Origin of the sequence: Flammeovirga pectinis, from assembly GCF_003970675.1 — a bacterium.
Taxonomy (GTDB): Bacteria; Bacteroidota; Bacteroidia; order Cytophagales; family Flammeovirgaceae; genus Flammeovirga; species Flammeovirga pectinis.
Genome location: NZ_CP034562.1, coordinates 1592080 through 1607384, shown reverse-complemented (window position 1 = coordinate 1607384; position 15305 = coordinate 1592080). Strand labels below are relative to the sequence as shown.

The 15305-nt window shown below is 32.7% G+C and carries 8 protein-coding genes and 2 tRNA genes; all 10 read right to left on the bottom strand.

Annotation, left to right across the window (positions count from 1 at the left end):
- Nucleotides 1-35: 35 nt before the first annotated feature.
- Nucleotides 36-3116 carry a SusC/RagA family TonB-linked outer membrane protein gene (locus EI427_RS06450; protein WP_126612854.1) on the bottom strand — a complete coding sequence of 1027 codons (3081 nt, stop codon included), beginning with the start codon at nucleotides 3114-3116 and terminating at the stop codon, nucleotides 36-38.
- 488 nt (nucleotides 3117-3604) lie between these two features.
- Nucleotides 3605-3799 carry a hypothetical protein gene (locus EI427_RS06445; protein ID WP_126612852.1) on the bottom strand — a complete coding sequence of 65 codons (195 nt, stop codon included), beginning with the start codon at nucleotides 3797-3799 and terminating at the stop codon, nucleotides 3605-3607.
- 244 nt (nucleotides 3800-4043) lie between these two features.
- Nucleotides 4044-4117: transfer RNA gene (locus EI427_RS06440), tRNA-His, on the bottom strand.
- Between the two features lie 306 nt (nucleotides 4118-4423).
- A tRNA-His gene (locus EI427_RS06435) sits at nucleotides 4424-4497 on the bottom strand.
- A gap of 76 nt (nucleotides 4498-4573) precedes the next feature.
- The gene (locus tag EI427_RS06430) at nucleotides 4574-5908 is read right to left on the bottom strand and encodes a dihydroorotase (RefSeq protein ID WP_126612850.1); all 1335 of its coding nucleotides are present in this window, start codon (nucleotides 5906-5908) and stop codon (nucleotides 4574-4576) included.
- Nucleotides 5909-6241: 333 nt separating this feature from the next.
- Nucleotides 6242-9247, bottom strand: a complete 3006-nt coding sequence (locus EI427_RS06425) for a golvesin C-terminal-like domain-containing protein (RefSeq protein WP_126612848.1) — start codon at nucleotides 9245-9247, stop codon at nucleotides 6242-6244.
- Nucleotides 9248-9670: 423 nt separating this feature from the next.
- Entirely contained in the window at nucleotides 9671-10252 is a 582-nt protein-coding gene (locus EI427_RS06420; RefSeq protein WP_126612846.1) for a TetR/AcrR family transcriptional regulator, read from the bottom strand.
- A gap of 172 nt (nucleotides 10253-10424) precedes the next feature.
- Nucleotides 10425-12824, bottom strand: coding sequence for a TonB-dependent receptor domain-containing protein (locus EI427_RS06415; RefSeq protein WP_126612844.1), 2400 nt, complete (start codon nucleotides 12822-12824; stop codon nucleotides 10425-10427).
- 8 nt (nucleotides 12825-12832) lie between these two features.
- Nucleotides 12833-14176 carry an HTTM domain-containing protein gene (locus EI427_RS06410; protein WP_126612842.1) on the bottom strand — a complete coding sequence of 448 codons (1344 nt, stop codon included), beginning with the start codon at nucleotides 14174-14176 and terminating at the stop codon, nucleotides 12833-12835.
- 2 nt (nucleotides 14177-14178) lie between these two features.
- Entirely contained in the window at nucleotides 14179-15267 is a 1089-nt protein-coding gene (locus tag EI427_RS06405) for an imelysin family protein (RefSeq protein WP_126612840.1), read from the bottom strand.
- Nucleotides 15268-15305: the final 38 nt, after the last annotated feature.

Below are 15305 nucleotides of genomic sequence, written 5' to 3'. Positions count from 1 at the left end.
ATGATTATCAGTTACTATACTTTATATATAGTGTCCTAGAATTTCATTTTGATATCAAAACCAAAGCTTCTTGCAGTTGGTAACTGACCAAATTCGAAACCTTGACCAGACATTCCTGCACCGAAACCTGCTTGAGGATCAATGTTAGGTGCATTTTTATACATCATCCAAAGGTCATTACCTACAGCAGCAACATATAAACCTTTGATACCAGTATTGCCTAACCATTTTTGAGGAACGTTATAACCAATAGATAACTGAGCAAGTTTTACATATGTAGCATCATAAATATACTCTTCATGAATACCGTATAAGCCCCAGTAATAATCCATTGCATCCGCAGAAACTTCGTTTGGTTTATAACCACCATTTCCATCAGGTACAACACCAACTTTTCTACCTGCTTCACGATCTACAGCAGTAGACTCAAGAACACCAGCATACTCACCGAACATATTTGTTACAGAGAAGATGCTACCGCCTTTTTGAATATCAATTAATGCAGATAGTGTGAAACCTTTGTAAGTAATCGAGTTACGAATACCACCTCTCCAATCTGGGTTGATAGAACCTAATGCTTCTTTTTCATCTGTTCTTAATGGAATACCACTTTCATCCACTATAATATCACCTTCAGGAGATCTTTGATAAGCAATACCATAGAAAGTACCTAATTGTTCACCAGGACGAGCTTCAGTAGTTAAACCCCAATAATCACCTAAAATAAACGAGTCTACTCCATCAGCTAAAGACACAACAGTGTTGATGTTTCTTGTAAAGTTGAATGAAACATCCCATTGGAAATCTACTGTTTGTATTGGCGTACCGTATAAAAGGAATTCAAATCCTTTATTTTCAATTTCACCAGCATTAATTGCAGAATATCTAAATCCAGATGTAGAAGATACATCTGCTTGAACAATTTGATCAAAAGTATTTTTCTTATAGTAAACAGCTTCAAATCCTAAACGGTTATTTAAGAAGCCCATTTCTAAACCAGTCTCCCACGCATTGGTAGTTTCAGGTTTTAAATTAGGGTTAGCTTGAACATTATCGTATTTAAACATAGGATTTCCATCCCATGGTAATGGCGACATGTATACATTACTTAACATATAAGGGTTTGCAGATGCACCCACTTGTGCCCAACCACCACGAACTTTACCTTGTGAAATAAAATCAGGCATTTCGAGATGCTCAGAAAATACATAAGATAAGTTGATTGCAGGATATAAGAAACTATCGTTTGCTGCAGGTAATGTAGAAGACCAGTCATTACGCACAGAAACATCCATGAATAAGTAATCTCTAAAACCAACAGAAGCAGTTGCATAAAGCGAGTTAATCACTTGCTCTTCAAAGTAAGTTGATGCATCTACTTGTCCTACTGCATTGGCAGGTGTATAAATACCTGGAGTAGCAAGACCTGTAACAATCATACCGTCTCTCTTATAATTTCTGTACATATTGTTACCACCTGCGTTTGCAGATACATTCCAATCGTTACCAAAATCTTTAGAGAAAGATAAAAGGAAATCGAAGTTAGATTCACTTACAAAATAATTTTCTTCTGTAAAACCACCTGTTGGGTTGTTGATAGAATATTTTGCAGTTCTAGCCATACGGTTTTCAGAATAGAAATCTGTACCACCTTTAACTTGAAGACTCAAATAATCTGTAAAGTTATATTTCATAGAAGCATAACCATTTACACGATCACGGCGTTGAGAATTCGTATTTTCATAAGAAATCCAATACGGGTTATCGTGGTAGTTGTAGTTCCAGTTATATGGCGTACCGTCTGCCTTTTTATAGTTCTTCAATTCGTTTGTATCAACTTGTCTACCAAACCATACAAATTGTTGCATTACGTTATTTGCACCATATCCTTGAGAAGGTAGGTTGTCTGCTCCTCTATGAGAATAGGTTGCTTTTGCATCAAATCTCAATTTTTCATTTATCTTATGACCAAATGCCATTGAAGCACTATATGTATTAAGACCTGTATTAGGTGACATCCCTTTTTGATCTGAATACATTAAGCTAAAACGTACGTTTGTGTCATCATTACTATGTGCAATAGATAAGTTCGATGTAGAAACGTGACCCGTTTCGAAGAAATCTCTAACATTATTTGGGTTAGAATTAAATGGGACTGCTTCTCCATTTGAATGGAATTGAGGCACCATTAAGCCTACATCCATTTTAGGACCCCAAGATTCGTCCACACCATCAAATGTACCACCACCTTTACCATCTACAAAAGAGAATTGACCTCCTAAACCTTGCCCGTATGTGTTTTGGTAATCTGGTAAAATTAAAGGTGTTTGGAATGTAGTTGTATTCGATAAAGAAACACCTAATCCTTTAGAACCTTTACCTTTTTTTGTAGTGATGATAATTGCACCGTTTACCGCACGAGAACCGTACAAAGCAGCTGCGTTTGGTCCTTTCAATACTGTCATAGCCTCAATATCATCAGGGTTAATATCTGAGATAGGAGAACCAAAATCTGCACCTCCAGAAGAAGTGTTGCCTGAATTATATGTGTTATCCACGGGTACACCGTCTACTACATATAACGGTTGGTTATCACCTGTTAAAGATGAGTTACCACGAATTACTACACGAGAAGAAGATCCAACAGCACCTGAAGAAGATGTTACTTGAACACCAGCAACTTGACCGTTTAAAGAGCTTAGAATATTGTTATCAGCTGTTTTTAAATCATCTCCTTTTACCTCTGTAACAGAGTAACCTAATGATTTTTTATCTTTCTCCATGCCTAACGCCGTAACAACAACTTCATCAAGTTCTTGGGCGTCTTCTTGCATAACAAGATTGATAACTGATTGTGTACCTATTTCTACAATTTGAGTAGTGTAGCCGATAAGTCTAGCTTGTAGTTGTGTTCCACTTTCTGGAACATTGATAGAGAAGTGTCCATTAAAATCTGTAACAGCACCGATTGTAGTTCCTACAACAAGTACAGTTGCGCCCGGCATTGTATCGCCATTGGCATCAGAAATTACACCTTCTACTCTTCTCTCTTGTGCAAATGACATAGAAATGCTACACAAGATAAAAGAGAGTAAGAATAATACTCTTTTCATCATAAAATAAGATAAAGTTGATTAATAAAATTGGTTGGTCTTAGCACTGTTATTGGTTTTAGTAACAGTGTATTGACATTAAAAAATGAGAATATAAGGTATCACTTACAAAATATAAAGTGAGCGAAATTGCCCATAAACTCAATGATTATACTTAAAAGTGCTATAGTTTATAGCACAAAAATTGGTGTTTAGTAGTAAAATTTATTCAATATTAAATTGGTTTATAATACAAAATGGGAAGTAAATCTTCCTTTAATTAATTGGTTGATTAGCTATATCTTCCACAAGAATAATAGAATGTTATGAGAAGGTTACAATGAATTAACATTATTTTACTCGGATAACTATCATTTACTTATTTTTAATAGAAATTAATATTTAACATTATACACTTCGAAAAGTATATCTTTTTTTATTAAACTATTTTCAACAAAAAAGAGTCACTGTTATGAAATCAGCAACTCTTTAGCGTATTTATTAAAAATAAGTTATTTTCGTTTTGTTCCTCTTTGAGATTTCCCGTAATAACTATTTAAAAATTTAGTATGCGCCTTTTTCTTTTTCTTCTTTTGTTTTAATACTCTTTTTTGTTCTTTTTTTACAGGAACTGGAGAATAACTTTCTGCGAATGAGGCAACAGTAAGTGTTGAGAATAAACTAATGAGTAGAATTATTTTTTTCATTTTTAATTACTTTTTGATGATAGTAACTAAAACGTGTCTTTTGCGTCACCTGATTTCCTAATTTGAATCAAAAATTACTTTAATAGTGTCTATTTATTATTCCTTACCATTATTTTTTTCTTAATAGCTCAACTCTTAACACCATTAATACAAGGTGTTGATTATCAGAACACTGACTGAATCATCAGAAAAAGCACATAAAAAAAAAGACCTTCCAATTACTTGAAAAGTCTTTTACAATTTGGGCGAACGATGGGAATCGAACCCACGACCCCTGGAACCACAAACCAGTGCTCTAACCGACTGAGCTACGATCGCCATTTTTTATTGCAGTGCAAATATAATAGATTGATCTGATCTTATCCAACAAATATTTTATTAATGAAGAATAATATTCAATAAAAGATTGATCTTCAACAACAAAAAATAGTATTACTACTCGTAATTAAGTAAAATACTCTAAAATTATAAGAGTTTAAAATACTTTTAAGATAGATTTTTAATGATGAAACTAACTTTATAAGCTGACTAAAGTTAGTCACTCTCATTTAATGAATAAGCAACCTTGAAAAATTAAACATAAAAAAAGACCTTTCAATTGCTTGAAAAGTCTTTTACAAGTTGGGCGAACGATGGGAATCGAACCCACGACCCCTGGAACCACAAACCAGTGCTCTAACCGACTGAGCTACGATCGCCATTTTGTAATGCAAATATAGGAAATCACAGAACGATTTTCCAAATATAAATTCGTAAACAAAATTAAATTCTTTATTATCTATTGAAAGTCAGACGCTTTCCTTTTACATCTTCATTGAATTTACCGTTTTCATAAGCTAGATGCCCTGAAACTATGGTATGTGTAATTGAAGAAGAGAAAGTATGTCCTTCAAATGGAGACCATCCACATTTATAATTTAAGTTAGATTTCTCTACCTTCTGTGGTGCATCCAAATCTACTAAAACTAAATCTGCCCAGTAGCCTTCTTTGATATAACCTCTATTTTCTACTTCAAAAAGTATTGCAGGATTATGACAAGCTTTTTCTACAATTTTCTCTAAAGAGATTTTACCTTGCTTATAAAAATCCAAGAGTACTTGTAATGAATGTTGTACTAATGGTCCTCCAGAAGGTGCTGTCAAATAAGTATTTGATTTTTCTTGAAGTGTGTGTGGTGCATGATCTGTTGCTATAACATCAATCTTATCACTTAACACACCTGCAAGAATACCTGCTCCATCCTCTTTAGTTTTAACAGCAGGGTTCCATTTAATAAATGCCCCTTTTTCTTTATAATCTTCATCAGAGAACCACATATGGTGTACACATGCTTCTGATGTTATTTTCTTCTCTTTTAAAGGAATATCATTTTGGAATAACTCTAACTCCTTAGCTGTAGATATATGTAGAATATGCAATCTTGCCCCATGTTTCTTTGCTAAAGCTACTGCTTTAGAAGATGATGAATAACAAGCTTCTGCACTTCTAATTTCTGGATGGCACTCCATAGGAATATCCTCTCCATACTTTTCTTTGTATTTTTCTAAATTCTCTGCAATCATAGGATCATCTTCGCAATGCGATGCAATAATCATCTGTGCTTTTGCAAATAAATTTCCTAATGTTACTTCATTATCTACAAGCATATTACCCGTAGAAGAACCCATAAATACCTTTATTCCACAAACATTTTTAGGATCAGCTTTTAATACTTCTTCTAGGTTATCGTTTGTTGCACCAATATAGAAAGAGTAGTTTGCCAAAGAAGTTTTATTTGCTATTGCATATTTATCTTCTAGCGCCTCCATAGTAACTGTAGGTGGCTTTGTATTTGGCATTTCCATAAAAGATGTAATACCTCCAGATACAGCTGCTCTTGCTTCTGTTTCAATATTTGCTTTTTCAGTTAACCCTGGCTCTCTAAAATGAACTTGGTCGTCTATTAAACCAGGTAATAGATACTTTCCTTCAGCATCAATTACTTTTTCGTCTTGTACTGCAATGGATGCTGATACACTATCAATCTTTCCATCCACAACACGCACATCACCTTTAAAAACTTTACCCTCGTTTACAATTTGAGCGTTTTTGATCAGAAGCTTCGTCATAATATTAGTTCGTTGAATATGTTGCACGAAGATAATATGAACAACTAATTATATATACTTTTTAAACGGATATTTTTATAAAAACAAAAAGGCCACCATAATGGTGACCTTTTGTATTGTTAGTATAGTTTATCAAGTGAAAAGAACCTTGTCGCTCTTTGACTTTTCATATCTATTTGTCTTTGTCTGTTTTATTAGACGTAGGCAAACGATTTTTTGTGTCAAAAATTAATCATCCTTAACATGTTTATGAGATTTTAAGGAATAAGTGACTATTAATTCACTTTTATTTAGGTAAAAGCCTTAAAAAAGAGTTTAATCTCTAAAAATCAATCAGTTAATGGATTGGAAAAACACGATCACTTCCTCCATAAATTCTATTCTTTTCTGTTCACTTGTAATTGTCTCAAAAGGAAAACCAAGAGCTACAATTTTATTTTCATCATCTGAATAAGCTATACCTATACTTTTATTATTACCTGTATATCTACCAATCACTTTTGTAGCTTTATCAGCAGGATCTAAAGCATCTGGTGCTTCTACTCTATATAATTTTGTATCTATGGTGTTAGCATAAGAAAGATTGTTCAAGCTCTTAAAGTTTGAATTGACGCTAAATACTGTACCTACTTTATCTGCGTAGTTAGTTCTGCCTATAAAATGTAACTTCTTCTTTGCATATAAAACATCTGTATGCTTTCTCCCTTTTCTTAAACCATTAGGCTTTTCAAATAAATCTGTGCCTATATACGCTCCAGATATAAATAATTTTGAAGATGGTTGTTCCAAAAATACAGATAGTTTCTTTTTAAAAGAACTACTAAAACAAGAGTAGACTTTCCCCTTACCTTCTTGCACAGGTTCAGTAGATTTTTGTTCCCCAAATAAAACATCTACTACTTCATAATCTTCTAACTTAATCAAACCATTTTCTATAGCTTCAATGCTTACAGATACAAAAGATTGTTTTAAATAGTAAAAAGCCTCTCCATGAACACGTGTAAAATCATGTGTATTACCTCTAATCAATATTGTTTCTGCATCAGCATAACTAGCACCATGTCCTGGAGCATCATCATCTAGCCAATCCGACTTAGGATTATAATCATATTGATTGCCAGTGAACGATATATCTACACCATCTGCGACTCCATCATCAGAAGTTGTAAAACCTTTATAAGATGGTGTATCTATAACAGATGGAGCTCCTATTCTATCAAACCCATTTACTATAAGCGCAGGTTTGTTTCCAAAGTCAGCAATACTCAACTCTTCTGTGGTAAAGCTCTCACCACCCTCATTTACAGCCGCTATTTTAAATCTATAAAAATGAGCCTTTTCAATTGCTACTTCTAAATTGTTGCCGTAAACGATGCTACCGGCATCCCAACCTTGGTTATCTTTATTGGTATATAATTTATAGTAGCTTGGTACTGCTGTTTTTTCTAATGAATCTAATTGAACTTTCCACTGTAAAAAAGCTTTCTGATTTTGTAGAGTGACCGCAAATTCTTTTGGTTTAAGGGGTTGGATAACAAAAGGTCTATTTTCTTGATACGACAGGTATTTTACAATTCCTTTATAAATAGCTCTACTTACATCAAATCTAAATTGAGGATCTAATGCAAATCTCATGTCTTTAAAATTTTGATGAGAAAGCAACTCAATCAATATAGTAGGTACATTTGGGTAAACAGCTTCGCTATATCTACGGTCCCATAGTTCTCTTCTGTTCCAAATAGAGTCGTGTAATACTCTTAAATCTGCTACAATTTGGGTTTGTATAATATCTGCTAAATCTCTATTTGTATACCTCGATTGTCCATTAGGGAAAGTTGTATTCTTTTTCATATCGGTAGTACTATAGATTAATAGAGTACCTTTTGTAGTATCTGAATCCGAAACTCCAGAATCGGTATGTAAAGCCAGTGCTAAATCAATAGGTACATTTAAACCACTATTCGCTACATCAGGGTTTATTGCAAAAGGAGCTCCTGTTAGCCAGTTCACCCATTCACCTCTTGATTGGTAATCATCTTTATAATCATTCCCTTCATTCTTTGGAGCATACACTTCTGTTGGTGCCCCAGAGAATTGTAAATGATAACGAGCACCTTCCATAAACCTTGGTCTACCACTCGTTGTATTCCCTCTTTTAATATTACCTGAACCACCACCAAACCTTACAGCATCGGCAGTAATAATTTTATCTTTATGTTTTGATTTTGATGATAGATATACTCCTTCCTCTGGACTCCCATCAAATTTAAAAGTACCTAGATAAACCCATGTTCCTCCTGCTATTTTTTGATTTACAAGGTAAGCAGTTTCTTGTTTTTGATGTTTAATAACATAATGAGCATCATCAATAGAAATTGGTAATGTTGCGTAAGAAATATAAACTCCAAACTCCCCTTTTATTTCACCTTCAGTTTGCCATTCAAAAACAACATTCTCTTTTTTAGTTGACTTCACTTTTCTGTAAGTCCCAATAGAGAATGGTTTTTCTTCAGAATACTCTTCTTTGTATTTAAAACCTTTTCCACCCGCAAATACACCTTCTTTTTCTGTGTAGCCCCTTCTATCACCATCATTATCTACAATCAACATTTTAGATTGTATATCTCTTTCTCTGGGTAAGTAAACATTCGCACCAGCATTTTCTAACATTGGTACTAAATAGGGCAATACAAACGCTGTAGGCAATAAATCTTCAACTGTCTGAAATAACCTTGCCCTCTGCCATTCCCATCTGTTTAAAGATTTCTCATAATACCATCCATGGCTGTTCCAAATAGCTAAATGGTTATTATATAATCCTTTTGTAGGCGATTTTTCTTTACTAATTTTTTGCACATGAGGAATACCTTTGTGTTTATGTACTGTATTTCTTTTATGATCAAAATGATGTTTATATCGATATATGTTTGGAACTAGATCTGCAAACTTACATTTTGGTGTCTGTGGCCATTTATTCTTCTTCGCAATTTTCTTTTGATTTTTATCATCTGTTTTTCCGACAAAAAAGACAAAATCATATTTAGCATATTTATCACCTAAAAATTTTCTTGTTTGGGTATATACATCTTCAACATCTTCCCTTCTAACAGGTTTATATTCCCATTGTTTACCTAAAAATAAATATACTTTTTTTGTTTTTTTATTGATCGATACAGTATCTAATCTAGCCGTAGAATCTGGCTGATAAGTGAATTCACCTAACTTTGCATGTAATATATACTCATCGAATTTAGATTTAACATCTTTAATTGATTGAGCAGAAGTGATTGTTGGTATGAATGAAAAAATCAGTACTATTAAAAAAATCTGTTTAAACATTGTGAGGGGAAATGTAAATACTAAAAAATGAACTGGAACGTAATTTAATCATTTTGATAAATGATTAAATAATTCTCTAAAAAAATAAATTTTGTGTATAAAAAAAGAGGAACCTAGTAGAACCAGTTCCCTCTAACCTTCAGTAATATAAATGTAAAAGGCTACTACCCCTTTTACACGACATTTTCTATATGATAGCAAAGTCTAGTCCAAACTATGTTTAAACATAGACTTCTAATAGACTGTAAACAATCTATTCTAAAGCCAAAGTTAAAAGAAAGTTTAAATAAATACACACAATCTAAAATTATTACAAATAACTACCGATTGTAGCGAATATGTTCTTTAAATCATTATATTTTGACGTACAAAAAAAGCAACCATTACAGTTGCTCTTCTATTATTTTATATAAAATGTATACTTTAAGCTAATGCTTTGATACATAATTTTGTTACAATTTTGGCATCATCTTCCGTTAATCGTTCAGAACTAAAAACAGACGTTGCTCTAGAAGATGCATATTGAATAGGAATTGCTGGAAATACAGCTGTAAACATTTCTACATTAATTTCGCTTCCCACTTCACCAGATTTATGGCCTCTTTCTACCATTGCTTTTAAAGATTCAGGTATTTTTAATGTCATTTCTTTCGACATTAAGAAAGTATAATCGTTCATAAGCATATTAATAAATTTTGCTCTAGAAGGATTATCGTTTGCTAGATTGAATATTTCTACACAGAAATGATAGATCACCTCTTCCAGTGATTCTTTATCTTCCATGTTTTTGAATATAATATTTCTGTAATATTCTATGTTTGATGAATAAAGAGCTTGTACTAAAGCTGCTTTACTTGGATAATGTCTATATAAATATCCATCTGCAACTTGTGCTTTTTTTGCAATCGACGAAACTGACGCTCCTCCATATCCTTTACTTACAACCATTTCTATAGTTGCTTCTTTAATTCGTTGTAGTTTAGTTTCGTCTATACTCTTTGCCATTATCCTGTTTTTTTGTAATTTCTGTACACACAAATAAAGTGAATGAACAAGTTTTCATTACTCAATTATACAAATTAATCACAAACATAACATCTTCCTAGTAAATTTTATTGCTTAACACAGTATGTTTTGATCTATTTTCAAGACAAATCAGTAATTCACAAAACAATTCCTAGATCTTAAATTGAAATGTGAAATAATAATTTCTTCCATCAGAAGGGATAATACCAGGACCAGGATAACCAGTTGCTCTTCTAGTAAAGTACATATTATCCGTCAAATTGTTTATTCCAGTCTCTATTCCAAACCAATTGTAATGATATTTCATAGATAAATCCATTACATAATACGATGGAATTGGGCCATATACAGCATCTGAAAGTGGCACCTCTGTGTTTGCAGCATCAGTATACTGCTTGTCTACGTGGGTATATTGTAATGATAAATTAAATGCCTTATACCCTGTATTAATACCCGTTTTTATATTGAAAGGAGGTACAAGTTCTACATCATTACCATCGTATACTTTGTCATCGGAAATATATTTACCTAGAATAAAGGACACATTACCGAATAGATTAAAATGATAATTAGACAAAGGATTGATAAAATGCATAAAATTTAACTCCGCATAAGATTCTACACCAACTGTATATGCATCTGCAATATTTGTACGTATTGGGTTTGCAGGATTGGCTAAACCAATTTTATCATTATATCTTAAGTAAAAAGCACTAATATCGTAATTTAAAAATTTAAGTTTCCCTCTCATTCCTAAATCAGCAGAATAGCCTTTTTCATCTTTCATATCTGGGTCTATACGTACATTTGAATTCAATGAGCGAAGGTCCGAATATGTAATTGCTCTATAGTTTTGCGAGATATTAGCATAAACCTCCAAATCTGGATTCACTTTGTAACTAAAACCTACACCTGCAATAAAGATAGATCTATTATTAACGATAGAATCTGGTTCAGCTCGAGTAATTTCTTCTATCAAGCCATCGTCACCAACTTCGTAAAATACCTTTTGATAGTACCCCTCACCTTTTGTTCCTATTAATTCGTAACGTACACCTGGAGTAACACTAAATTTATCGGTTACTTGGAAAATATTTTCTGCAAAGAATGCATAATTCTGAATCGTAAAATCATGATCTGAAAGTAAGCTATCTGGATGTGAAAATGTAAAATCAGCATCGTTACCATCAGAGGCATCTCCTTGTTTCTTATCATCATTACCATGGTAAAGACGTGTTCCCACAACAAGAGCAGAAGGTTTACCTTTTATTTTATAACGTTTTAAATACCTTATTTCTGTACCATAATTTCTAAACTGATCTGCCACTAATAAACGAGGTTCATTGTAAGGATCTTGCTTATTTAAATTTAAACCTAAAGCATCTCTTGATGCTAAAAGCCCAAAATTACGCATTTCAATTTTAGCACTTGATGATATTTTATATTCCAATTTTACAGATGCAACATTCCAATTCACTTTAAACCAATTCTGATCTGTATAAGATGCTCTTGGATCAGAATAAAATTCATCGTCTGTTAAACCTCCCGGTTGTTGTGCAAGATAATTCATGTGTGTAAACTCCACGCCTATCTTAAACTTATCAGAAACATCGTAATTAACTGCCGTAAAAAAGGTGTTTACATTAAATCCAGAATTTGGTCTCCAACCATCACCTCTTTTGTATTGGTAAAGCGCATAATAGTTTACATCTCCTTTTTGACCGCCAATACTATTAAATGAATTAAATAAACCAAAAGAACCTCCTGTTTGTCTAGAAACAAGCTCAAATGGTTTTGAAGGGTTCCCTTTTTTCATTTTAAAGTTTAATAACCCTCCAAACTGAGTTCCATATTGTAAAGAAGCTGCTCCTCTAACAATCTGTACTTCATCTACAGCTTCTAAAGGAGGTGTATAATAACTTTCTGGATAACCAAGGGCATCTGCAGCAATATCATATCCATTCTGGCGTGTATTGAAATTTGATGTTCTATCTGGACTCAATCCTCTACCACCAATACCTAATTGAATACCAGCTCCATCACTTTCCCAAATATTTAAACCAGGTACTCTATTGTATACCTGACGAGAATTATTAGTTGCTAAGTTTGCTGTAAGATTATCAATCTGAATTACTTCACTTTTTTTGCCTTCATAAATTGAAGTGCCTTCTATCGCTTCTAACCTAGTAATTTCATTTGTTTCATCAGTCTCTATAACAGCTACTTCTTCTAAAATTTTTTCTATTACTCTTAATGTAAAGTTTAAACTATTCCCTCCTTGTTTAGGAGAAATATCTTTTTCCATTGGTGTAAGACCATGCTTAAAAACACCTATAGAATAGGTTTTACCCACAGTTAAACCTGTAACAGAATAAACGCCATCTTTATTTGTTTTTACTTTAGTTGACGTTCCTTTAATATATACATCCGCACCAGAAATACCCTTTTGCGTATCATACTGAATTACCTTTCCAGTAATTGCAACCTGTTGAGCATAAGCACTAAAAGTAAAGATGAATAGAAGTAAGTTTGTTAGTATCGTTGATTTCATAAGTTTGATTACCCTTTAAACGGGAGTACCCAATTTTTTGAAGCGAATGTATCTTTTAATTTTGTTAGATCAACTGAAGGATCAATATATTGTTGGCTACTTCTACCGTTTAAGGTTACATAAGCATCAACATAAACAGCTGGATCTTTAAATCCTTTTTCTTCGAATGCTTGTTTGATTATTTGTGCATATTGTAAGATTAAATCTGGCTGAGTTGCCATCATTTTTTCTTGCAAAGGCGTTAAGTAATCGCTGTTATTTATTTCAATTTTTCGGTTTGTATCTGGATTGAGTACATAAAAAGTAGCACTACCTGATTTTTCAATGAGCATTACTCTCCAAGAGAATCTAAAACCTTGCTCAGTCCAAAATAAATTATCCTTATAAAAAGCATATCTAAAAGGGAATATCAATTGAAAAATAAAGAACAGAGCAAAACCCAAACGAATCAATTGCTGTGGAATAGAATTTATTCTCCCTCTTTTCACTTCAATAGCTAAATTTTCGGAGCTAAAGAATCGACCTAAAGCAATAATAATTTTCTCATGAAAATCAGAAGAAAAGAATATTAAAGTACTTAAAATCATGATATAAGGGAACATTCCAATAGGGAACAAAATAGATGTCGCTACATGGAATACAACAACAGCTATGTAAGCATATACTCTAGTTCTCTTATTTACTAAGAAAAATGGAATTACTAAATCATAAATACATCCTACCCAACTAAAAACAAACGCAACCCATGTATATTTTAAAAGTGGTCCTATTAAAAACAAATCTGTTCTAGAAGCTAACCACAAGCGTAATGGTTGTGCATTAAATAACCAATCTGTATTTAATTTTGCTATTCCTGCATAAAAATAAACAATGCTCAGTTGTAACTTTATGGCATCGACTGTCCATGCAGAAACTGTTGATCTAAATGTTTCTGGATTCCTGTATACATCATAAGAAAAACGACGATGTGCAGGTAAAAAAATCATTATAAAAGCCATTAAGCTCACAAAATAATAATGATTTAGATAATTGGTTACATCTAATAATTCAACATAAGTAAAAGTTAAAAAGTAAACTAATGCTGAAAAACGATAAAAAGCACCAAATGCTATTGCTATCGCACTCAGTATCATAACTGAGAAAATAACATACATTCCAGTGCTATCCAATGGAGTTATCCATGAGAAACCATAATAATGAAAAAAGTGGGTCGGTTGGATAAATTGAGTATCAATCCAACCGTTTGCCCAAAATCTTATTGCACTACTGGCCATCATTATACCGAATATTATTCTGAATACAACTAAAGGAGCAATAGAGACTTGTTTGTTAATGTAATCCTTAATTTTCATGGTTAATCACCGTCTGAATCTTGATAAGTAATTTTAACTGATAAAACAGAAGACATATCTGATTTAATCAGTACTACTAATTTAGTCAATTCATCATATAAATCATTTACTACTTGGTCATTATTTGATATATGCTCTGAAAAGGGATCATTACAAGCATCAAGCTTAGCTTTAATCATATCAAACTGATTTAAAATTTCAGCAGTTAAGTCTTTTTCAGAAGCACCTGATTTATAATATGCATCCAAATAATCTGCTAAACCTTCTCCGTCAGTTTCTCCTTTACCTAAGAAAATATTCTCTAAGCTTTCAATATTAGAAACTAATAGTGCTAATGTTTCTTGACTATAATATGCTTCAACAGATTTTGGCGATACTTGAGGTGTAAGGTCACTACTAAATTTTGCCAATGGATAACCTACTCTTTGATTTTTACATCTTTCGTAAGCTTTGTTATATTCATTCACTAAAAATGACAATGCACTACTTGGGTCATTTCCTGTATTGGCACTAAATTCAGCTGCATAACCATTTACCCATAACTCATAAACTGAACTTGCTCTGTTATCTAAATCAGCTACGCACTCCGTTAAATACCTTTTACGATTATCATCAGCAAAGGCAGTTACAGTTTCTGCAGCATCTTGATTAAAGATTAAATAATCAACTGCTGGTAGCCCTTTTTTATTATTTGAAGTAATGCTCCCTAAATTCCAATTATTTGATACAATACTACTTTCTACCTCAAGATATTTAGTAGGAAATGTATTTGAATTAGATAATAATGATGCCTCCATAGCTGGGCCAAATTGGTAAGCATTCACTTTAGACCAAGCATTATAGCTATCTTTTAATGCCTCTTTTAAAGAATTCAAAGTCTCTTCGCTTGGAGTAGCAGTAAAGACGGCTGTTTTCTCTTTTAATGCGTTAGTAGCGTTTTTATATGATTCAAATGAAGGTACAATTAAATTATTTGCATAATTCGTCAACATCTCATCTTGTGAGAAGTCTACACTTACATTTGATTCCGATTCACAAGAGAAGAATGCTGCTATAAAAGCAATAAATACTATTAGGTTGACCTTTTTCATTTATCAAAAATTGTAATTAGGGATTATATAGATAAATC

Excerpts from the sequence above, each read along its gene's own strand:
- EI427_RS06450 (WP_126612854.1), bottom strand. The coding sequence starts at position 3,116 with ATGATGAAAAGAGTATTATTCTTACTCTCTTTTATCTTGTGTAGCATT.
- EI427_RS06445 (WP_126612852.1), bottom strand. The coding sequence starts at position 3,799 with ATGAAAAAAATAATTCTACTCATTAGTTTATTCTCAACACTTACTGTT.
- EI427_RS06430 (WP_126612850.1), bottom strand. The coding sequence starts at position 5,908 with ATGACGAAGCTTCTGATCAAAAACGCTCAAATTGTAAACGAGGGTAAA.
- EI427_RS06425 (WP_126612848.1), bottom strand. The coding sequence starts at position 9,247 with ATGTTTAAACAGATTTTTTTAATAGTACTGATTTTTTCATTCATACCA.
- EI427_RS06420 (WP_126612846.1), bottom strand. The coding sequence starts at position 10,252 with ATGGCAAAGAGTATAGACGAAACTAAACTACAACGAATTAAAGAAGCA.
- EI427_RS06415 (WP_126612844.1), bottom strand. The coding sequence starts at position 12,824 with ATGAAATCAACGATACTAACAAACTTACTTCTATTCATCTTTACTTTT.
- EI427_RS06410 (WP_126612842.1), bottom strand. The coding sequence starts at position 14,176 with ATGAAAATTAAGGATTACATTAACAAACAAGTCTCTATTGCTCCTTTA.
- EI427_RS06405 (WP_126612840.1), bottom strand. The coding sequence starts at position 15,267 with ATGAAAAAGGTCAACCTAATAGTATTTATTGCTTTTATAGCAGCATTC.